This is a genomic window from Streptomyces sp. CB03234 (genome assembly GCF_001905885.1).
Classification (GTDB): domain Bacteria; phylum Actinomycetota; class Actinomycetes; order Streptomycetales; family Streptomycetaceae; genus Streptomyces.
The window spans coordinates 230574-249426 of sequence record NZ_LIYH01000009.1 but is presented as its reverse complement, the minus strand read 5'-3'; the positions used below and the strand labels follow the sequence as shown (position 1 = coordinate 249426).

Annotated in this window: 20 protein-coding genes, 1 tRNA gene and 1 pseudogene; 16 read left to right on the top strand and 6 right to left on the bottom strand. The window is 72.1% G+C overall.

The genetic code is table 11. From position 1 onward, the window contains the following. Window positions 1-30: 30 nt before the first annotated feature. The 5 genes from AMK26_RS33810 (at window position 31) to AMK26_RS33790 (ending at window position 4983) form a co-directional block, all read left to right on the top strand. Window positions 31-1299 (top strand): beta-ketoacyl-[acyl-carrier-protein] synthase family protein, encoded by a 1269-nt coding sequence (locus AMK26_RS33810; RefSeq protein WP_073759807.1) that lies wholly within the window; start codon window positions 31-33, stop codon window positions 1297-1299. Next, entirely contained in the window at window positions 1296-2513 is a 1218-nt protein-coding gene (locus AMK26_RS33805) for a ketosynthase chain-length factor (protein WP_073759805.1), read from the top strand. The genes AMK26_RS33810 and AMK26_RS33805 overlap by 4 nt, the downstream gene beginning before the upstream one ends. A 44-nt stretch (window positions 2514-2557) precedes the next feature. After that, complete coding sequence (locus AMK26_RS33800; RefSeq protein WP_073759802.1) at window positions 2558-2821, top strand: acyl carrier protein; 264 nt, start codon at window positions 2558-2560, stop codon at window positions 2819-2821. Window positions 2822-2938: 117 nt separating this feature from the next. Beyond that, window positions 2939-4729: an acyltransferase domain-containing protein gene (locus AMK26_RS33795; RefSeq protein ID WP_073759801.1), complete on the top strand. Its 1791-nt coding sequence runs from the start codon at window positions 2939-2941 to the stop codon at window positions 4727-4729. Further along, window positions 4726-4983, top strand: coding sequence for a DUF6059 family protein (locus AMK26_RS33790; RefSeq protein ID WP_073759799.1), 258 nt, complete (start codon window positions 4726-4728; stop codon window positions 4981-4983). Before AMK26_RS33795 ends, AMK26_RS33790 begins: the two co-directional genes overlap by 4 nt. A gap of 102 nt (window positions 4984-5085) precedes the next feature. Here the strand turns inward: AMK26_RS33790 and AMK26_RS33785 are convergent, their stop codons facing one another. Then, a complete protein-coding gene (locus AMK26_RS33785; protein ID WP_073759795.1) occupies window positions 5086-5925 on the bottom strand; it encodes an NAD(P)H-binding protein in 840 nt (279 codons plus the stop codon). Window positions 5926-6046: 121 nt separating this feature from the next. On the opposite strand from AMK26_RS33785, the gene AMK26_RS33780 reads away from it, so the two are divergent. The 6 genes and pseudogenes from AMK26_RS33780 to AMK26_RS33755 all read left to right on the top strand — a co-directional run bounded on the left by AMK26_RS33780 (window position 6047) and on the right by AMK26_RS33755 (window position 11063). Beyond that, window positions 6047-7003, top strand: a complete 957-nt coding sequence (locus AMK26_RS33780; protein ID WP_073759789.1) for a helix-turn-helix transcriptional regulator — start codon at window positions 6047-6049, stop codon at window positions 7001-7003. A gap of 277 nt (window positions 7004-7280) precedes the next feature. Further along, a pseudogene (locus AMK26_RS33775) lies at window positions 7281-9070 on the top strand (sensor histidine kinase). A 7-nt stretch (window positions 9071-9077) separates the two neighbouring features. Then, the gene (locus AMK26_RS33770; protein ID WP_073759770.1) at window positions 9078-9512 is read left to right on the top strand and encodes a roadblock/LC7 domain-containing protein; all 435 of its coding nucleotides are present in this window, start codon (window positions 9078-9080) and stop codon (window positions 9510-9512) included. Between the two features lie 3 nt (window positions 9513-9515). Next, a complete protein-coding gene (locus tag AMK26_RS33765) occupies window positions 9516-9887 on the top strand; it encodes a DUF742 domain-containing protein (protein WP_073759768.1) in 372 nt (123 codons plus the stop codon). Continuing rightward, on the top strand, window positions 9865-10491 hold the full coding sequence (locus AMK26_RS33760; RefSeq protein WP_073759766.1) for a GTP-binding protein: 627 nt from the start codon (window positions 9865-9867) through the stop codon (window positions 10489-10491). Before AMK26_RS33765 ends, AMK26_RS33760 begins: the two co-directional genes overlap by 23 nt. Continuing rightward, window positions 10488-11063 (top strand): GAF domain-containing protein, encoded by a 576-nt coding sequence (locus tag AMK26_RS33755; protein ID WP_073759764.1) that lies wholly within the window; start codon window positions 10488-10490, stop codon window positions 11061-11063. The genes AMK26_RS33760 and AMK26_RS33755 overlap by 4 nt, the downstream gene beginning before the upstream one ends. Window positions 11064-11123: 60 nt before the next feature. On the opposite strand, the gene AMK26_RS33750 is transcribed toward AMK26_RS33755, so the two are convergent. Then, window positions 11124-12320, bottom strand: coding sequence for an acyl-CoA dehydrogenase family protein (locus AMK26_RS33750; RefSeq protein WP_073759762.1), 1197 nt, complete (start codon window positions 12318-12320; stop codon window positions 11124-11126). Between the two features lie 609 nt (window positions 12321-12929). Further along, complete coding sequence (locus AMK26_RS33745) at window positions 12930-13682, bottom strand: class I SAM-dependent methyltransferase (protein WP_073759760.1); 753 nt, start codon at window positions 13680-13682, stop codon at window positions 12930-12932. 114 nt (window positions 13683-13796) lie between these two features. Here AMK26_RS33745 and AMK26_RS33740 point away from each other — a divergent pair, with 114 nt between their 5' ends. Continuing rightward, on the top strand, window positions 13797-14255 hold the full coding sequence (locus AMK26_RS33740) for a carboxymuconolactone decarboxylase family protein (protein ID WP_073759758.1): 459 nt from the start codon (window positions 13797-13799) through the stop codon (window positions 14253-14255). A gap of 64 nt (window positions 14256-14319) precedes the next feature. On the opposite strand, the gene AMK26_RS33735 is transcribed toward AMK26_RS33740, so the two are convergent. Both AMK26_RS33735 and AMK26_RS33730 read right to left on the bottom strand, forming a co-directional pair. Beyond that, window positions 14320-15249 (bottom strand): transketolase family protein, encoded by a 930-nt coding sequence (locus AMK26_RS33735; protein ID WP_073759756.1) that lies wholly within the window; start codon window positions 15247-15249, stop codon window positions 14320-14322. Window positions 15250-15264: 15 nt separating this feature from the next. Next, a complete protein-coding gene (locus AMK26_RS33730) occupies window positions 15265-15972 on the bottom strand; it encodes a transketolase (RefSeq protein WP_073759754.1) in 708 nt (235 codons plus the stop codon). A 127-nt stretch (window positions 15973-16099) separates the two neighbouring features. Here AMK26_RS33730 and AMK26_RS33725 point away from each other — a divergent pair. Then, window positions 16100-16173: transfer RNA gene (locus AMK26_RS33725), tRNA-Pro, on the top strand. A 75-nt stretch (window positions 16174-16248) separates the two neighbouring features. Here the strand turns inward: AMK26_RS33725 and AMK26_RS33720 are convergent. Then, window positions 16249-16707 (bottom strand): Lrp/AsnC family transcriptional regulator, encoded by a 459-nt coding sequence (locus AMK26_RS33720; protein WP_073759752.1) that lies wholly within the window; start codon window positions 16705-16707, stop codon window positions 16249-16251. Window positions 16708-16770: 63 nt separating this feature from the next. On the opposite strand from AMK26_RS33720, the gene AMK26_RS33715 reads away from it, so the two are divergent. The 3 genes from AMK26_RS33715 to AMK26_RS37530 all read left to right on the top strand — a co-directional run bounded on the left by AMK26_RS33715 (window position 16771) and on the right by AMK26_RS37530 (window position 18794). Next, window positions 16771-17520: an AzlC family ABC transporter permease gene (locus AMK26_RS33715; protein WP_073759750.1), complete on the top strand. Its 750-nt coding sequence runs from the start codon at window positions 16771-16773 to the stop codon at window positions 17518-17520. Then, window positions 17513-17842, top strand: coding sequence for a branched-chain amino acid transporter permease (locus AMK26_RS33710; protein WP_073759748.1), 330 nt, complete (start codon window positions 17513-17515; stop codon window positions 17840-17842). Before AMK26_RS33715 ends, AMK26_RS33710 begins: the two co-directional genes overlap by 8 nt. Before the next feature lie 583 nt (window positions 17843-18425). Continuing rightward, window positions 18426-18794 carry a hypothetical protein gene (locus AMK26_RS37530; protein ID WP_143608698.1) on the top strand — a complete coding sequence of 123 codons (369 nt, stop codon included), beginning with the start codon at window positions 18426-18428 and terminating at the stop codon, window positions 18792-18794. The last annotated feature ends 59 nt before the right edge of the window (window positions 18795-18853 follow it).

The following is an 18853-nucleotide window of genomic DNA, read 5'->3' as shown; positions in this document are numbered from 1 at the left end:
GCGGCCGGACCCGTCGAAGGCGAGGCAGCCGTGACGCGCAGAGTTGCCATTACCGGACTGGGCGCGGTGGCCCCCGGCGGAGTGGGCGTCAAGGAGTACTGGGGCCTCCTCACCGCGGGCCGCTCCGCGACCCGGATCATCACCGCGTTCGATCCCACTCCCTTCCGCTCCCGGGTGGCCGCGGAGGTCGACTGGGACCCGAAGGCCGCCGGCCTCGGCCCCCAGGAGATCCGCCGCCTGGACCGCGCCGCGCAGTTCGCGGTGGTCGCCGCCCGCGAGGCGCTCGCCGACAGCGGCCTGGAGCCCGGCGCCATGGACCCGGCGCGCATCGCGACCTCGCTGGGCAGCGCCGTCGGCTGCACCACCAGCCTGGAGAACGAGTACGTGGTCGTCAGCGACGGCGGCCGCAAGTGGACCGTCGACCACGAGTACGCGGTACCCGAGCTGTACCGGCACTTCGTGCCCAGCTCGATGGCGGCCGAAGTGGCCTGGACCGCCGGCGCCGAGGGACCCGCGGCCATCGTCTCCACCGGCTGCACCTCCGGTCTGGACGCGCTCGGCTACGCCGCCGAGCTGATCCGGGAGGGCACCGCCGACGTGGTGATCGCGGGTGCCACCGAGGCCCCCATCTCGCCGATCACCTCGGCCTGCTTCGACGCCATCAAGGGCACCACCCCGCACAACGACGAACCCGAGCGGGCCTGCCGCCCCTTCGACCGCACCCGTGGCGGCCTCGTACTCGGCGAGGGCGGCGCCATCCTCGTCCTGGAGGAGCTCCAGAGCGCCAGGCGCCGCGGCGCGCACATCTACGCCGAGGTCGCGGGCTACGCCACACGCTCCAACGCGTACCACATGACCGGCCTCAAGCCGGACGGCCGGGAGATGTCCGAGGCGATCGACGACGCCCTCGCGCAGGGCCGCGTCGACCCCTCCGACGTCGACTACATCAACGCGCACGGCTCCGGCACCAAGATGAACGACCGCCATGAGACAGGGGCGTTCAAGCGCAGCCTCGGCCCACACGCCTACGCCACACCGGTGAGCTCCATCAAGTCGATGATCGGGCACTCGCTCGGCGCCATCGGCTCCCTGGAGGTCGTGGCCTGCGCCCTGGCGATGGAACACGGAGTGCTGCCGCCCACCGCCAACCTCCACGAGCCCGACCCCGAACTCGACCTCGACTACATCCCGCTGACCGCCCGCGAGCAGAGGACCGACACCGTACTCAGCGTCGGCAGCGGCTTCGGCGGGTTCCAGACGGCCATGCTGCTGGCCCGCCCGGAGAGGAGCGACGCGTGAGCGCGCGAACGGTCGTGACCGGCCTGGGCGTCGTGGCACCCAACGGCCTGGGCACCGAGGAGTACTGGAAGGCCACCCTGGCCGGCGAGTCCGGCCTCGGCCGGATCACCCGCTTCGACCCCTCCCAGTACCCCTCCACGGTCGCCGGCGAGGTGCCCGGGTACGTCGCCGAGGACAACATCCCCAGCCGGCTGCTGCCGCAGACCGACCACATGACGAGGCTCGCCCTCACCGCCGCCGAATGGGCGATCGAGGACGCGGGCGTGGACCTCGGGGCGATCCCCGAGTACGACATGGGCGTCGTCACCGCGGCCTCCGGCGGCGCGGTCGAGTTCGGCCAGCGCGAGCTGCAGAACCTGTGGGACAGGGGCAAGGAGTACGTCAGCGCGTACCACTCCTTCGCCTGGTTCTACGCCGTCAACACCGGCCAGATATCCATCCGGCACAAGATGCGCGGACCGGGCGGCGTCCTCGTCACCGAGCAGGCCGGCGGCATCGACACCATCGGCCACGGCCGCCGGTACGTCCGCAAGGGCACCCCCCTGGTCCTCACCGGCGGAGTCGACGCGGCCCTGTGCCCCTGGGGCTGGGTGCCGCAGATCTCCACCGGGCTGCTGAGCACCGTCACCGACCCGGAGCGGGCGTTCCTGCCCTTCTCCGCCGACGCGAGCGGATACGTCCCCGGAGAGGGCGGCGCGATCCTCATCCTGGAGGACGCCGAAGCCGCCGCCCGGCGCGGGGCCCGGACCGTCTACGGCGAGGTCGCCGGTTACGCGGCCACGCTCGACCCGCCGCCCGGTTCCGACCGGCCCAAACTGCTGCGGCGGGCCGCCGAGCAGGCCATCGCCGACGCCGGGCTCGACCCCACCGACATCGACGTGGTGTTCGCCGACGGCTCCGGAGTACCCGAGCTGGACCGGGCCGAATCCGAGACGCTGGCCGAACTGTTCGGCCCGCACGCGGTCCCCGTCACGGCGCCGAAGTCGATGACCGGGCGGCTCCTGGGCGGCGGGGGCGCGCTGGACGCGGCCACCGCACTGCTCTCCCTGCGCGACGGAGTGATCCCGCCCACCGCGAAGGTGACCGCGGCCGCTCCCGAACACCCGATCGACCTGGTCACGGAGGCCCGGGAGGCGGATCTGCGCAACGCCCTCGTCCTGGCTCGCGGCTACGGCGGCTTCAACGCCGCCCTCGTCGTCACCCGTGCCGGCTGAACTCGCCCCGCACGCCTCACCATCCGATTCGGAAGGACACCACCATGAGCACCACGACCACCACCGTGACCCTCGCCGACCTCACCCGCATGCTGCGCGAGAGCGCCGGTGAGGAGGAGGGCATCGACCTGGACGGCGATGTCATCGACACCCCCTTCATCGACCTCGGGTACGACTCGCTGGCGCTGCTCCAGGTCATCGGCCAGATCCAGCGCGAGTACGGGATCGTGATCCCCGACGACGCGGTCGTCGACGCCGAGACCCCGGGTGCGCTGCTCGCGCTCATCAACGCCGGCCAGGCCGCCTGACGCCCGCGCCGCACCAGCCGCGGCCGCCCCGTCCTCCATCCCCCGTCGGCGGGGCGGCCGCACCCCGTCATCCGTGCGCACCCACGCGTACGAACCCCTGACATCAGGAGGGGAACCATGTCACTCACCGCGCACAGCACGGTCATCCGCAGGCTGGTCGTCAGCCCGGGCCCGGCGACGGTCGAGCGTGAGCCCGTCGTGGCGTCGGCAGCCGGGATCTCGGCGGTGCTGCGCGCCTTCGGCCGCCCGCCGTCGCAGCTGCCGGTCCGCACCGTCGTCTACATCGGCGGCACCGCACCCGAACCGGGACTGCCCACCGAACACGAGGGCTTCACCGTCCGCACCGCCGCCTCCCCGGGCCGCGCCCTGAGCCGGGCCCACCAGGAACTCCACGACGGCACCGCCGACTTCGCGCTGGTCGCCGGCTTCGGCGAGCCGCACCCGGACACGATCACCGTCTACGCGGTACGGCGGGCCGCCGAGGCCGTCGCCGACGACGACCACATCGTCGGCGTCCTGGACTTCGCCGGTACGACCGACCCCGACGCCACCCCGCCGGTGCGTCCGCTGCGCTACGGCGGCCGGCACACCGACCCGGACACGCACCGCCTGGTGATGTGGTCGGGGAAGGGGGACAAGGACGAAGCCCGGGTGCGCGGCGAACTCCTCCCGATGCTCGGCGGGTTGCACGTGGAGGCGTTCCCCTCGCTGCCCACCGCCCTGCCCTGCGGGGCCGCACCGGGACCGGTGCGGGGGGCCGTGGTCACCGTCGCCCGGCTGTCCGCCACGGCCGTGCACAAGGCCGGCACGGTCACCGTCCGCAGCCCCCGCCCCGTCGCCCTGCTCTTCCCCGGACAGGGCTCCCAGCACGCGGCGATGGCGCTCGGCCTGTACCGGCGCGAGCCGGTGTTCACCGCCGCCATGGACGCGGTCCTGTCCCACATGGGCGACGAGGGCCGGCTGATCCGGGAGGACTGGCTCACCACGGGCCGCCCGCTGGTCCCGGTCGACGAGGCGGCACGCGCCCAGCCGCTGCTGTTCGCCGTGGACTACGCGCTCGGCCGGACGGTGCTGAGCTGGGGCGTGCGGCCCGCCGCCCTGCTCGGCCACAGCGCCGGCGAGCTGGTCGCCGCGACCCTGGCGGGGGTGGTCTCGCTCTCCGACGCGGCGGCGATGATGCTGGCCCGGGTACGCGCGGCGGAGCGGATCCCGGCCGGCGGCATGCTGGCCGTCGCCGCCACCGAGGCGCAACTGCGCCCCTACCTCGGCGCGGACGTGGCGATCGCCGCGGTCAACGCCGAGCAGCAGGTGATGCTGGCCGGGTCCGCCGGACCGCTGGCCGAGACGGAGCGGCGGCTGCGCGGCGACGGCTACACGGCCGTGGCCGTGCCCGCCACCGTCCCCTTCCACTCCCCGGCGATGGCGCCGGCCGCCGGCGAGCTGGAGGAGCTGTACGGGAGCATCCGGTTCCGTGAGCCGGCGCTTCCGCTGTACTCCGGCTACACCGGGGAGCTGATGCGGCCGGAGGAGGCGCTGAGCCCCCGCTTCTGGGCCCGCCAGGTCACCGACCCGGTGTACTTCAAGCAGGCCCTGGAGTCCCTGCTCGCCGTCGAGGACACGCTCCTGGTCGAGGCGGGCCCCCGGCAGATCCTGACCGCGTTCGCCCGGCGCCACCGCGCCGTGCGGATGGGCGCGAGCGCCGCGGTCGCGCTGCTGCCGGCCCGTCCCGGCACCCGGGAGGCGGACCGCCAGTCGGTGCTCAAGGCCGCCGCCCGGCTGTGGACCGAGGGGCACGACCTGGACCCGGTCGCCCTCTCCCGGCTGTGGACCTGGAGCGACGAGGCGGACCAGGCGGGCGGCTCGTACGGCCCCAAGCCCCGGTTGCTGACCCCGGCGCTGAGCTCATGAGCGTCGTGCACGGCTTCCTGCGGCAGGTGTACGTGGAGCTGATCGCCCTGGGCTGGTACTGGACCGGCCTGCCCCCGGTGGGGAACGAGCCGCGGTACGCGGTCCCGTACGGCCAGGCGAACGGCTCCGTCGAGCCGGGGCGAGCGCCCCTGCCCGACGCCGAGGGGCCGCCGCCCGGCCACCCCGAGCGGCTCCGGCCGGACGTACCGCTGAGCGAGGCGGAGCGCTCCCTGCGCAGTCGGCTGTACGCCTGAGGCCGGCGTACGCGTGGTCCCCGGTCCGTGGCGGAACCGGGGGCCACGCGGGCCGTTCCGGGCGGATCGTGCGGATCGTGCGGATCGTGCGGATCAGGCGGATCAGGCGGCGAAATCGGCGGCGTGATCCCTGGCCCACTGCGCGAAGGTCCGGGCAGGGCGGCCGGTGACCTCCTCGACCACCGTGGTCACGGCGGCGGCCCTGCCGACCGAGTCGGCCCAGCCCTTCAGGAGGGTGTCGAGCAGGAACGCCGGGACGTACGCGGCCATCTGCTCCCGGGCGGCCTCGGGCGGCAGTTCCTCGTAGCGCAGCGGCCGCCCCAGCGCCTCGCCGATCAGCGCCACCTGCTCGGCGGCGGTGAGCGACTGGGGGCCGGTGATCCGGTACGTGCGCCCGGCGTGGCCGTCGCCGGTCAGGGCGCGCACCGCGACGGCGGCGAGGTCGGCCTCGTGGACCGGCGCGGCGGCCGCCCCGGCGTACGGGCCGCGTACCACGTCGCCCGTCCTGATCTGCCCGGCCCAGGACAGGGCGTTGGTCGCCATGTGGGACGAACGCAGCAGCGTCCACTGGAGGTTCGACCCCGTGAGGGCCTGCTCGATCTCGGCGTGGTAGGCGGCGATCGGGTTGGACTGCTCGGCCACCGAGTCCTCGACGGCGTCGGAGGACAGCATCACCACCCGCAGGACCCCCGCCTTCCTGGCCGCCTCGACGAACGCGGGGCCGCTGCCGGGGACGGCGAAGAGGAACACCGAGGTGACCCCGTCCAGGGCCGCCGGCAGGGTGCACGGCCGGGTGAGGTCGCCCTCGACCACGTCCACGGCCTCCAAGGCCCGTGCGCGCTCGGCGTCCCGGACCAGCAAGCGGGCCTTCTCCCCCCGCGCGGCCAGCTCCGCCACCACGTGACGGCCGACGTTCCCGGTCGCCCCGGTCACCAGAATCATGGACTGCTCCTTACAGGTCTTCCGGCGAAGGGATCTGTGGGGTTTCCCTTCGCTCCCACGAGCCGACGATCTCAGGTGATGCGGCAAACCAGTTGCCGCGATCGACGGCGAGGAACGATCCGTGCTGGAAACCTCCGCGAGACTGCTGCGGCTGCTGTCCCTGCTGCACAGCCGTACCGAGCTCAGCGGCGCCGAACTCGCCGAGCGGTTACGGGTCAGCGCCCGCACCGTCCGTTACGACATCGGCAAACTGCGCACGCTGGGCTACCCGGTGCACGCCACGCCCGGCCCCCTCGGCGGCTACCGGCTGGGCGCGGGGGCCAAGCTGCCGCCGCTGCTGCTGGACGAGGAGGAGGCCGTCGCGGTCGCGCTGAGCCTGCGTACCGCGGCGGGCGGCACCGTGGCGGGTATCGCGGAGGCCTCGGCCCGCGCGCTGACCAAGCTGGAGCAGGTGCTGCCCGACCGGCTGCGCCGCAGGGTCGCGGCCCTGCACGGCTACACCGTGGTCGTCCCCCCGGGCGGCCCGGCGGCTCCCGTCGTCCCGCCCGAGACGCTGTCCACCGTCGCCGGCGCCTGCCGGGACCACCAGAGGCTGCGCTTCGACTACCGGACCCACGGCGGCGCCGCCACCGTACGGGAGGTGGAGCCGTACCGGCTGGTCAGCACCGGCCGCCGCTGGTACCTGGTGGCCTTCGACCTGGCGCGCGACGACTGGCGCACGTTCCGGCTGGACCGGATCGAGCCGCGCGTCCCGCTCGGACCCCGGTTCGTTCCCCGGCAGGCGCCGCCCGACGACCTGGTGCCGCGCGGGGTGGACGCGGCGCTCCAGCAGTGGCGGGCCGAGGTCACCGTGCACGCCCCGGCCCCGGTGATCACCGCACGCGTGCCGGCGGCGATCCGGGTCGAGCCGCTGGACGAGGCACGCTGCGTGGTCCAGGCCGGCGCCGACAGTCCTCACCAGCTGGCCCTCCACATCCTCGCCCTGGACGCCGACTTCGAGGTGGACGGTCCGCCCGAACTCCTCAGCGAGCTGGCGACCCTCAGCGCGCGCGCCGCCGGACGCCGTCCGCAGAGGTGAGCCGATCCGGAGCGGTGCCGATCCGGGGCGGGCCGGCACGGCGTGTCGGCAGGCCCCGTTTTCGGGCGGCCGTGCGAGGCGTCATACCAGAGCGGGACGCTTGGCGGGCAAGTTTGTCAACTGCGCATCGCACATGACGGATTGACGACTACCGTGTGTTGCCGGTGATCAACGGCGGGCTCATGCGACGCATGGCGCGCCCGTCACCGTACCGACTCCGAACATCCGTTTAGTACGCCGAATCCTGTTCCTGGGGCCCCACGTACCAAGGACGCTGATGTCTCAACTTCGCGCACCCGCCGCGCGGCCGGACCGCCGTGAAGGCGGGCGGCACGGCCGGCCAGGCGCCCGTCACCTGTCGTACACGGGGAGGTCGCGCTCCTCGTCCCCCTCACCGGAAGTCCGCATACGCCCCCAACTCCTGCGTGCCGCCGTGCTGCCGGCCGTCGTGGTCGCGCTCGCCGGGGCGGCCGCCGTGCTCTTCACGATCTCCGCTCCACCGGTGCCCACCCGTCATCCGCCCTGTGGACCGCGCTCACCGCCTCCGCGGCGCTCACCGTGGCCGCCGTCGCCGTGGCCGTGCTGGGCGCGAACCGCGCGGCCACGGCCGTACTGGACCGCTGCGACGCCCTGCGGCGGCGCAGCGCACGCGGCCAGAACGAATTGCGCGCCCTGGTCGAGCAGCTCCGCCGCGGGGAACGCCCACCTGTCCGTCAGGTTCCGCCGCCTTCCGTGGGCGGGGACGAGTTCGACCAGCTGACGGACGAGCTGGGCCGGGCCCACGACGTGGCGGTGGCCACCGTCGTCCAGGCGTCCCGGCTGTCCAGCAGTGTCGGCAACGAACAGAAGGTCGAGGTCTTCGTCAACCTCGCCCGTCGCCTGCAGTCCCTGGTCCACCGCGAGATCCAGCTCCTGGACGAGCTGGAGAACGAGGTCGAGGACCCCGAACTGCTCAAGGGCCTGTTCCACATCGACCACCTGGCCACCCGCATCCGCAGGCACGCCGAGAACCTCGCCGTCCTCGGCGGGGCCATCTCGCGCCGCCAGTGGTCCAACCCCGTCACCATGACCGAAGTGCTGCGTTCCTCCATCGCCGAGGTCGAGCACTACCCGCGGGTCAAGCTGGTCCCGCCCATCGACGGCACCCTGCGCGGCCACGCGGTCGCCGACGTCATCCACCTCCTCGCCGAACTCGTCGAGAACGCCACGCTGTTCTCCGCGCCGCACACCCCGGTGCTGCTGCGGGCGCAGTACGTCACGGCCGGCCTCGCCGTCGAGGTCGAGGACCGGGGCCTGGGCATGTCCGTCACCGAGCAGAACAAGATGAACGCCCTGCTCACCGACCCCGATCAGGTGAATGTGGCGCACCTGCTCCAGGACGGCCGGATCGGGCTGTTCGTCGTCTCGGCGCTCGCCCGCAGGCACGGCATCGCCGTACGCCTCCAGTCCAACATCTACGGCGGCGTCCAAGCCGTGCTGGTCCTGCCCCAGGGCCTGCTCGGCGCCGACCCGGACGGGCTGACCCCGGCCGAACGGCAGGCCAGGCTCCAGGCCGGCCGGCCGACGACCGGACACGAGGCCGTACACGACGCGGGACACCAGGAGGCACACCCGGAAGAACTCCAGGACGGACACCGGACAGGCCGCGCGCCGCGCATCCCCGCAGAGGTCACGGTCCCCGAGCCCGTGCACCGCAAGCCGGTCCACGCGGCCACCGACCCGCCGGCGATCCCGCACCAGCACAGCGGCAACGCGCCCCTGCCCGTACGCGGCGAGCGGTCCGACCGGCCGAACCCCGCGGCGGCGGAACCCGGCACCCCGGGCCGCCCCCAACTTCCCAAACGGCGTGCGCAGGAGCACCTCGTCCCGCAGCTGCGGGACGTGCCCGCCCCGCGGAAGAACGATGACCACGCCCTGCACGACCCGGGCCTGATGGCGGCCTTCCGGCGCGGCATCGGCCTGGCCGAGTCCATGCCCCCGGCCACCCGGGACGCGCACCACCCCGAACACCCCGAACACCCGGAACCCCCGGAACCGCAACGACACGACGAAGCGCACAAGGAGTAGATGCACCATGGCGAGCGATGTGCCGACCGGCCATTCCTCGGATCTCGACTGGCTGCTCAGCGGCCTGGTCCAGCGGGTGCCGTACACCCGCAGCGCGGTTCTGCTCTCCTCGGACGGCCTGGTGAAGGCGGTGCACGGCCTCGACGCCGACAGCGCCGACCACATGGCGGCCCTGGCCTCCGGCCTGTACTCCCTCGGCCGCAGCGCCGGCAGCCGCTTCGGCGACGACGGCGAGGTCCGCCAGGTGGTCGTCGAACTGGACTCCACCCTGCTGTTCGTCTCCACCGCCGGGTCCGGCACCTGTCTGGCCGTACTCGCCGGGCGGGAGACGGACGCGGCGGTCCTCGGGTACGAGATGACGATGCTGGTGAAGAGCGTACGGCCCTACCTGGTCACGCCGGCCAGACAAGCGGCGGCGGCGCCGGGCGGCACGGGACGCTGACCCGTGCCGCGCCGACAGGACGGGCCCTGGCTCGACGACGCGGCCGGCCGGCTCATCCGCCCGTACACGGTGAGCGGCGGCCGCACCCGGCCGACGACTCCACTCGACCTGCTCTCCTTGGTGATGGCCACCGGGACGGCGCCCCAGGCGCAGCTCGGCCCCGAGCACACCATGGCCCTCGGGCTGTGCGACGGGCCGACCTCGGTGGCCGAGATCGCGGCGCACTTACGGCTGCCCGCCGTGGTCACCAAAGTGCTGCTCTCGGACCTCGTGGACTGCGGGGCGCTGACTGCGCGGGCGCCCCGCCTCCACGACACCCCCACCGACCGTTCCTTGCTGGAGGCAGTGCTCGATGGCCTACGACGACGGCTCTGAGGACCGACACGGACACGACGACCTCTTCCCCACCGCCCTGAAGATCCTCATCGCGGGTGGCTTCGGGGTCGGCAAGACGACCTTCGTCGGGGCGGTCAGCGAGATCGAACCGCTGAGTACGGAGGAACTGCTCACCACGGTGAGCGCCGCGACCGACAGCCTGGAGGGCGTGGAGCGCAAGACGACCACCACGGTCGCCATGGACTTCGGCCGCATCGGCCTCGACGACCGGCATGTGCTCTACCTCTTCGGCACGCCCGGTCAGGAACGCTTCTGGTTCATGTGGGACGAGCTGTCCGAGGGCGCCCTGGGCGCGGTCGTCCTCGCCGACACCCGGCGCCTCCAGGCGTCGTTCTCGGCGGTGGACTTCTTCGAACGGCGCGGCATCCGGTTCCTCGTCGCCGTGAACGAGTTCGACGGCTCGTACCACTACGAACCGGACGAGGTACGGGCCGCGATCGACCTCAAGCCGGAGGTGCCGGTCGTCCTGTGCGACGCCCGGATCGCCAGCTCCGGAATCCAGACCCTGGTCACCCTCGTCCAGCACCTGCTGGACACCAACCCGGCCCCGGCACCGGCGCCGAGCTACGGAGCACCGACATGACGTATGACCCGACCGGCCACCTGCTGCTCACCCCCGTCGACCGGGAGGCCCCGCTGCGCGTGCGGCGGCTGCGCCAGCTCGGTATCGGGGACCGGCCGGACCCCGACTTCGACGCGTTCGCGGAGCGGCTCGCGAAGGTGACCGGCGCACCGTACTCGATGGTCAACTTCATCGACGAGAACCAGCAGTTCTTCGCCGGCCTGCACACCCCGAACGGCACGCACACCACGGAGCAGCTGAGCGCCACGGCGGCCGCCGGCGGCGGCGGGGTCAGCCGCTACATGGCCCGGGACCACGGCTACTGCCCGCACGTGGTCGTACGGCGCAAGGCGCTGGTGCTGGAGGACGTCTGCGACTACCCGCGGTTCGCCGGGAACCCGGTCGTCGACGAGATCGGCATCCGCTCCTACCTCGGCGCGCCCCTCATCGACCGTACGGGCACGGCCCTCGGCACGATCTGCGTCGTCGACACCGAGCCGCGGCCGTGGGGACGGCCGGGGCTGGAGACCATCAAGTCGCTCGCCGCCGAGCTGGTGGAGCAGATCCACCGCCGTGAGGACGGCCGCCTGTGAGGCGCCGCGGGTGATGCCCCCGGGACACCGTAGGTGCCCCCGGGGACGTCACGCGCCGCCCTACAGGGCCGGTTCCATCCGGACGACGTCGGCGAGCCGCTCGGACCACTGCCCCTTGGACGTCCCCAGGGCGACCTCGGCGAGCCGCAGCAACTGGATGTCGGAGGTGCCGGCCGGGGCGAAGATGTGGTGGGCGTCGCGCAGGTAGCGCTCGATGGGCCGGTCGGTGAAGAGCCCGGCCGCGGCGTGGATCTCCATGGCGTCGCGCGCCGAGTCGAGCGCCGATTCGACGTTGACGAGCTTGGCGTTCATCAGCTCCGCGTCACAGGGCAGTCCCGCGTCGAGCAGGTGCACGGCGTGGTACGCGGCGAGCCGGGCCGTCATCAGCCGGGACTGGATCTGGCCCAGCTTGAGCTTCACCGACGGCAGCTCGTGCAGCGGTTTGCCGTACCGGTGCCGTTCCTCGCAGAACCTGGTGGTCTCCTCCAGGATCGCCCGGTGGATGCCGAGGGACACGGCGGTGAGGTTGGCCCGTCCGTAGAGCACGCTGGAGGAGTACGCGACCGCCAGCCCGTCGCCCTCGTCGCCGAGGCGGTTGGCGGCCGGGACGCGGCAGTCGTGGAGGTGGAGTTCGCCGAAGCCGAAGCCGTGCAGGCCCATGGTGGGTTTCTCGTCACCGACCCGGAGGCCCGGCCGGCCGGCCTCCACGAGGAAGGCGGTCAGCCCCTTGGAGCCGGGGCCCGTCCGTACGACGACCCCGTGCAGGTCACCGATGTGGCTGTTGCCGACGTACACCTTTCGGCCGTTCAGAAGGTAGTCGTCCCCGTCCCGTACCGCGGTGGCGCTCATGCCCAGCACATGGCCGCCCGACTCGGGCTCGGTGACCGCGATGGTCGGCAGGCACTCGCCCGCCGCGATGGCCGGCAGCCACGTCTTCTTCTGCTCGTCGCTGCCGAAGTGGACGATCTTGGCGGCTCCGAGCTGTGACGCCTGCACCATGGCCCCCATGGCGGCGCTGACCCGGGACAGCTCCTCGATGATGATCGTCTTTCCGAGATGGCCCACGTCCATCCCGCCGTGGTCCCTGCTGATGGTCGCGCCCAGCCAGCCCTGCCGGGCGATGAGCCGGGACAGGTCGCGGTGGACCGACCGGGCCGCCTCCATGGCCGGTATCAGCGGCCGGACCTCACTCTCCGCGAAGTGCCGAACGTGCCCCCGTAGCTGGTGATGCAGTCGACTGGCGAAGTACCCGTCCATGCGAGCCCTCCTCTGCGAAACGCCTGCTCGCGCGATTGTTCGAGCAGATGGTGCATCGGCAGTGGTCCCGTCCCGAACAGGCCGACCACCTCATGGTGTTGATCATTCCGGAACGGTTCAACACGGTCGTCAACTCTGTCCGAAATCCAGGGGATTGACGTTTGGTTAGGACTGTGTGTCACGTGGTAGGGGCCTGTCCGGTCCTATCCGAAGGGCATTCCCCCAGCGCTTCTTCCTGCCACATGCCAAGGGCAAAGGTTTCGTGGGCATATGGCACCGAGGGCCGGGCTCCGACCCCATGGATGTACAGGCGCCCCATCAGTACCGATCTGACGGATCGATTCGGCATGAATGTCGACCGAAACAGTTCCGTACGTGAGCGGGAACTGCGCCCTCCTGTGGGCCCTCGCGCGCCGGTGCCCGACGGCGGCACCGGGCACGTGCGGCGCGTCGGTGCGCCGACGGGTGCGAGCCGCGCACCGCCGTGCCCCACGGCGCACGCCGGGGAGCGCGCCGCCGCTACGGGCGCCGCGGGGGTCTGCCGCGGCGGCCTCCGGCGCCGGGCGGCCCGTCACGGGGCGCGCCGGGGGGTCCGAACTCCGCGCGCGCTCAGCGGATCGCGACGCTCAGGCTCACCACGTAACGCTCCTCCACCGTGCCGCCGGGGAAGAGCCGGGTCAGCCGCTCCCGCTCCTCGGAGAGGAACGCGCGGCTGCCCTCCTCCCCGAGGACGAGGAAGGCGGAGTGGCTGCCCAGGTTGGCCAGGTGCGTGTCGAGTGGCACCCGCCGGCTCCACGGCACCCGGCGCTCGGTGAGGCCGAGGCCGGTCGGCAGGCCACGGACGTCGGCCGGGTGGGCGGGGATGGCGTCGGCGCCGAAGAAGCGGCGTATCCGGTCGTCCTGGCCGGCGATCCACGGCACCGACGTGTCGACGTCGTTCCACCACAGGGCGAGGGCACCGCCGGGGCACAGCACGCGGAGTGCCTCGGGAACCGACCGGGCCGGATCGGTCCAGTGCCAGGCCTGGGCGTACAGGAGGAAGTCGAACGCCCCGGAGGCGAGCGGCAGATCGTTGCCGTCACCGCGCACCAGCGGGACGTCCGGCAGGGCGCGGCGGAACTCGGCGGCCATGCCGTCGCCGGGCTCGACGGCGACCACCCGGGCGCCACGGGCCTTCAGCTGCGCGGTCGCCAGGCCCGTACCCGCGCCGACGTCCGCGACCCGGGCGCCGGTCAACGGGCGGCCGGCGAGTTCCTCGACGGCGTCGAACAGGGCAGGCGGGTAGGACGGTCGGCTCGCCGCGTACCGAGCGGCGGCGGTGTCGAAGGAGAGGGCACGCGAGCTGGGGTTCGGAATCCTCATGTCCGACAGTGAAGCGCATCACACTGACAATCCCGCCCCGGCCTCATGTCACATCCGCGCACCCCCGTTCCGTCCATGTGGTGACCGACGAACACGGAACGAAGGAGAACACCCATGAAGGCCCGGATGACCAACCCCGCCACCGTCCTCCCCGAAACCATGCCCGCGATCCAGGAGCTGATCAAGGCGGTGAAGAAGGGCGGTGTGCCGGAGAGCATCCTCGAGCTGGTGCATCTGCGGGCGAGCCAGATCAACGGCTGCGGCTTCTGCGTGGACCTCGGCGCCCGCGAGGCGAAGAAGGGCGGCATGAGCGACGAGCGGCTGCACTCGGTGGCCGCCTGGCGCGAGGCGCCGTACTTCAGCGACGCCGAGCGCGCCGCGCTGGCCCTCGCCGAGGCGGCCACCCGGCTCGCCGACCGGTCCGACCCGGTCCCGGACGACGTCTGGGACGAGGCCGCCGACCACTTCGACGAGCAGCAGCTCGCCTCGATCATCCTCTGGATCGCGACGACGAACTTCTTCAACCGGATCAATGTCACGGTGAAGCAGCCGGCCGGTGTGACGGGCTGGTGACCGACCCGGGTCCGGCCCCGGAGCGAGCTCCCGGCTCCGGGGCCGGGGCCGGGACCCGGCGTTGTCAGTCAGTGCAGGGTCGTACGGCACCCCGCGCCCGGGCGTCCAGGAACGCGGTGATGCGGGCGCGCAGTCCGCGCACGTCCAGGCCATGGGCGGCGAGGTGGTCCTCCATGTGGCCGTAGCGGCGCAGTTCCCGCTTCCCGACGCCGAGACCCAGCACGCGGTGCGGGATGTCCGCGAGGGCGTCGTTGGCGGCGGACGTGGACGTACCGGCGAGGTAGGGCTCGACGAGCACGACGTCCGCCGTGCCGCCACCTGCCGCGCGCCGCACCGTCTCGTCGTCGAAGGGCCGCACCGTCGTGGCGTACAGCACCGTCACATCGAGCCCCTCCGTCGCGGCCAGGACGTCGTCCAGCATCGGCCCGACCGCCACGACCACGCCACCGCGCCCCTCCCGGACGGTGAGGAACCCCTCGCCCGTGACGGCCCGCGCCTGCCCGTTCGACTGCAGCGACAGCCGTACGTACACCTTGTCGTCCCCGGCGACCGCGTGCCGCAGCAGCGCCTCCGCCTCGTCCGGGTGCCCCGGCACATGGACCGTCCAGCCGTCGAGCGTGTCCATCAGGGCCACGTCCCCCGGCGACATGTGGGTGAAGCCCCCGGCCGGCCAGTCGTAGGACGCCCCCGCGCTCACCAGCACCCCGCCCACGCCCTGGTGCCCGAAGTCCAGCTTGACCTGCTCGAACGGCCGCTCGACGAGGAAGCTCGCGAAGGTGTGCAGCACCGGCCGCATCCCCGTGAGCGCGAGCCCGCCGCCCACCCCGATCATCAGCTGCTCCCTGATCCCGACGTTGATCACCCGGTCCGGGTGCCGGTCCTCCGCCTGCCGGAAGCCGTCGCGGCTGATCTCCGCGAGGACCAGCGCCAGGCGTGGGTCCTCGTCGAGCAGCCGGCTCGTGGTCGAGATGAAACGGTCACGCATCGTGTCCATGAGTGTTCTCCCCCTCTACGCGTTCTTGGGCTCGACCCGGGCCACCACGACCCGCGGCCGCCCGGGGTGGGGCCGGGTGAAGGCGGCGTACAGCGCCTCGTGGTCCCGCCCGTCCACCGTCTCCGCCGACCACCCGGCCACCTCGAACCGGGCGGCGATCCCGCCGGGCCGGCCGAAGGTCGCGGACGAGTTGTCGATCACCAGCGTGTGCAGCTGCTCCAGGCCGGCCGGCCCGGCGTAGGCGATGGCCTCGTGGTTGCTGCCCTCGTCCAGTTCCGCGTCCCCGATCAGCACCCACACCCGGGGATCGGTCAGCCCCTGCGCCCGCAGCCCGAGCACGCTCCCCACGGCCAGCGGCAGCCCGTGCCCCAGGGACCCGCTGCCGATCTCGGCGCCCGGCACCAGCAGCCGGTCCGGGTGGTGGCCGAGCGGCGAGTCGTACGACCCGAAGCCCGGCAGCAGCTCCTCGGCGAAGAACCCCTTGGCGGCGAGGACGGCGTAGTACGCCATCGGCCCGTGCCCCTTCGACAGCAGGAACCTGTCCCGCCCCGGCGCGGCGGCGCTCTCGGGCGACACGCGCAGCACCCGGTCGTACAGCACCCACAGCGCGTCCAGCGTCGAGGTGGCGGCGGGTCCGTGCTTCTCATCGCCGGTCATCAGGGCCATCAGCCGGTTCAGCTCACCGAGGTCTGCCCGGGCGGATGTCACAGTCGTGTTCGTCATGCCACTCACGGTGCGACCTCAACCGCGCTTGAGGTCAAGCGCGCAAAGCGGTTCGTGATCACCCGGGGGTGTGCGGTATTGTTCTCGTGCACGCCGGGCCGGGGGAAACCCCAGCTCAGACGGGCAACGGGACGTGGCGCAGCTTGGTAGCGCACTTGACTGGGGGTCAAGGGGTCGCAGGTTCAAATCCTGTCGTCCCGACTTGCTTTCCGCAGGTCGCAGGCGGTATCGGAGGAATCCGGTACCGCCTTTCCGTGTTCCATGGGCGCCGCCGCTTCAGCCATCCGCCTTGATCTTCTTCATGGTGAGGTGGGATTCGAGGCGCAGGACGCAGGGCAGCCCGCTGAGCTTGCCGACCAGGAAGGCCTCGTACGCCGCGTGGTCGGCGACCATCACGCGCACGAAGTAGTCGGGGCGGCCGAACATGCGGCGGAACTCCATGACCTCCTCGAAGGACGCCACGGTGGCCTCGAACTCCTCGAAGGTCTTGCGGTCGGTGGCACTGACCTCGACATCGATGAGGACTTCCAGTCCGCGGCCGAGAACCTCGGGATCGATCACGGCCCGGTAGCCGGTGATGACGCCGGCCTCTTCCAGGCGTTTGACGCGGCGCAGGCAGGGCGGCGGGGTCAGCCCGACCCGCTTGGCCAGCTCGACGTTGGACAAGCGCCCGTCCTGACCCAGGTGAAACAAAATTTCACGGTCCACCCGGTCGATGCTGATTCCGTTGCTCATATGGAGAGGGTAAGCCCAATAATTGGCAACCATATGAGGCGAGATTCTTCCTAAGATGTCGCCATGCGAATACGCCCCGCCGTTGTCGGCGACCGGACTCGGCCCGCCCCCACGCCTCCGCCCAGGACGGCGTCCGACATACGGGCCGCCTTCGCGGACTCCGCGTACGTGGGCCTGGGATTCCTCCCGCTCGGTCTCGCCTTCGGGGCACTCGTCACCCAGTCCGGCCTCCACTGGTGGTGGGCGAGCCTGTCCGCCGCGCTCATCTACGGCGGATCGTTCGAGTTCCTGCTCATCGGCCTGGTCACCGCCGCGGCCCCGCTGGCCGCGATTGCCGTGACGGCCTTCATGGTCAACGTCCGGCATGTCTTCTATGCGCTGTCCTTCCCCCTGCACCGTGTGGCGGGCCGCCTCGGCAAGGCGTACGGCACCTTCGCGCTCAGCGACGAGGCGTACGCCCTGACCGCCGGGGAGCGGGCCCGCTCCTGGTCCAGTCGGCGCATCCTCTGGCTGCAGTTCTTCATGCACCTGTACTGGGCCGTGAGCGCGACCGCCGGAGCCCTGCTCGGCACCCTCATCCCGGACGGCGTCACCGGCCTGGACTTCGCCCTGACCGCCCTGTTCACCGTTCTCGCCATCGACGCCGTACGGGACCGGCGCGGCGACCTGCCCACCCCCGTGCTCGCCGTCCTCAGTGCCCTGGTCGCCCGGCTCCTCTTCCCGAGCCAGCTGCTCCTGGCCGCTTTCGCCCTGTTCACCGCCGGGCTCCTGGTCCGCCACTTCGTCACCGGCAGGAAGCCCGGCCGTGTCTGATGCCCGTTACGCCATCGCCGCGGTCGTCGTCACCGCCGCCGTCACATGGGCCCTGCGCGCCCTGCCCTTCGCCGTCCTCGCACCGCTGCGCGCGAGCCGCACCGTCCACTACCTCAGCACGCGCATGCCCGCCGGCGTCATGGTGATCCTCGTCGTCTACTGCCTCCGGGAGCTCCCGCTCACCGAAGCGCGCGTCCTGGCTCCCGCGGCCGCCCTGGCCGTCACCATCGGCCTGCATCTGTGGCGCCGCAACGCGCTCCTGAGCATCCTCGGCGGCACGGCCGTCCACGTGGTGCTGGCCAGTACGGTCTTCGCCCACTGAGGCCCGCCCGGCCGGGTTGCGCAATTCGGATATCCGGAACCGATCGTTGAAATGTCTCGGATGGCGAGACTGCCCATTGCGGCGGTGATCGCGGTTAACTAACGTTTCTGTTGCGGGTCCCCCTGGGACGGGTGGGCTCAAAAATCTCATCCGGAATGGTGGGGGAGTGAGTCGATGAGACCTGGACGGTCGCCCGACCGCCTTCCCTTTGCTGCGGTCGATGAAATCGGTATCTCCACACTCAGCGTCCGAGTGGTGCGGGGTATGGGTAGGTGAAGGCTCATATGCGTACCGCCCTCGTCTCTGATTGACTCCGCCCGTCTTCTCCGACTTCCTGCCGACTTTCTTTGCCGACTTTCCACCGGACTCGATCACGCGCTCACTGCGTCCGCCCGAGGGTGATGGGAAACCCTTTGGGGGGACATTCACCATGCCCCAGGGGCTGGAGCTTCGTCTTCTGAGGAATTGATTCAAGGGTCCGGTCGGCTCTGCCCCGGACTTCCCGCCCCGGTCGACCCGGTCGGTCCTTGCGGATCCGTGCCGCGCGCCGGTGCCGCACGCCGTAGAAGAGGGGGAACCGGTTGTGACATTCGATACGTTCGACGTCCGCGGCGGTGGCACGCCGGTCGTCAGGATGGCCGAGTCCAAGGCCGGGGCGACCGTCTCGCTCGTCGCGGACAGAGTGTTACGGGCGGTTTCGGCGGCCGTGCGGCTCCAGTGGCCGGTGCTGCTGTTCGTCCTCCACGCGGGGCTGCGCGAACCCGTCGTGCAGCGGGTGACGCTTGGCCTGCTCGGCCGGCTCCTCGGCGATCGCCGGCTCCCACGTGCGCATCGCGCTGATCCGCGCCCCGCGCCCGGGGGCTGGAGCCGGATCGACGCGAGGCACGTGCCACCACGGCCCCCGCGCCGTCGGCCGGGTCCGGTCGCGACCCTCGCGCCGCAGCGCATGTGATCCACTGAGCGCCACACTTCCCTTTCCATGACGGCACGGCCACCTCGTGAGGGACTGAT

What these genes read in the sequence shown, in the direction of transcription:
- AMK26_RS33800 (WP_073759802.1), top strand. Translation starts at nt 2,558, where the DNA reads ATGAGCACCACGACCACCACCGTGACCCTCGCCGACCTCACCCGCATG.
- AMK26_RS33795 (WP_073759801.1), top strand. Translation starts at nt 2,939, where the DNA reads ATGTCACTCACCGCGCACAGCACGGTCATCCGCAGGCTGGTCGTCAGC.
- AMK26_RS33790 (WP_073759799.1), top strand. Translation starts at nt 4,726, where the DNA reads ATGAGCGTCGTGCACGGCTTCCTGCGGCAGGTGTACGTGGAGCTGATC.
- AMK26_RS33785 (WP_073759795.1), bottom strand. Translation starts at nt 5,925, where the DNA reads ATGATTCTGGTGACCGGGGCGACCGGGAACGTCGGCCGTCACGTGGTG.
- AMK26_RS33770 (WP_073759770.1), top strand. Translation starts at nt 9,078, where the DNA reads ATGGCGAGCGATGTGCCGACCGGCCATTCCTCGGATCTCGACTGGCTG.
- AMK26_RS33760 (WP_073759766.1), top strand. Translation starts at nt 9,865, where the DNA reads ATGGCCTACGACGACGGCTCTGAGGACCGACACGGACACGACGACCTC.
- AMK26_RS33755 (WP_073759764.1), top strand. Translation starts at nt 10,488, where the DNA reads ATGACGTATGACCCGACCGGCCACCTGCTGCTCACCCCCGTCGACCGG.
- AMK26_RS33750 (WP_073759762.1), bottom strand. Translation starts at nt 12,320, where the DNA reads ATGGACGGGTACTTCGCCAGTCGACTGCATCACCAGCTACGGGGGCAC.
- AMK26_RS33745 (WP_073759760.1), bottom strand. Translation starts at nt 13,682, where the DNA reads ATGAGGATTCCGAACCCCAGCTCGCGTGCCCTCTCCTTCGACACCGCC.
- AMK26_RS33740 (WP_073759758.1), top strand. Translation starts at nt 13,797, where the DNA reads ATGAAGGCCCGGATGACCAACCCCGCCACCGTCCTCCCCGAAACCATG.
- AMK26_RS33735 (WP_073759756.1), bottom strand. Translation starts at nt 15,249, where the DNA reads ATGGACACGATGCGTGACCGTTTCATCTCGACCACGAGCCGGCTGCTC.
- AMK26_RS33730 (WP_073759754.1), bottom strand. Translation starts at nt 15,972, where the DNA reads ATGACGAACACGACTGTGACATCCGCCCGGGCAGACCTCGGTGAGCTG.
- AMK26_RS33720 (WP_073759752.1), bottom strand. Translation starts at nt 16,707, where the DNA reads ATGAGCAACGGAATCAGCATCGACCGGGTGGACCGTGAAATTTTGTTT.
- AMK26_RS33715 (WP_073759750.1), top strand. Translation starts at nt 16,771, where the DNA reads ATGCGAATACGCCCCGCCGTTGTCGGCGACCGGACTCGGCCCGCCCCC.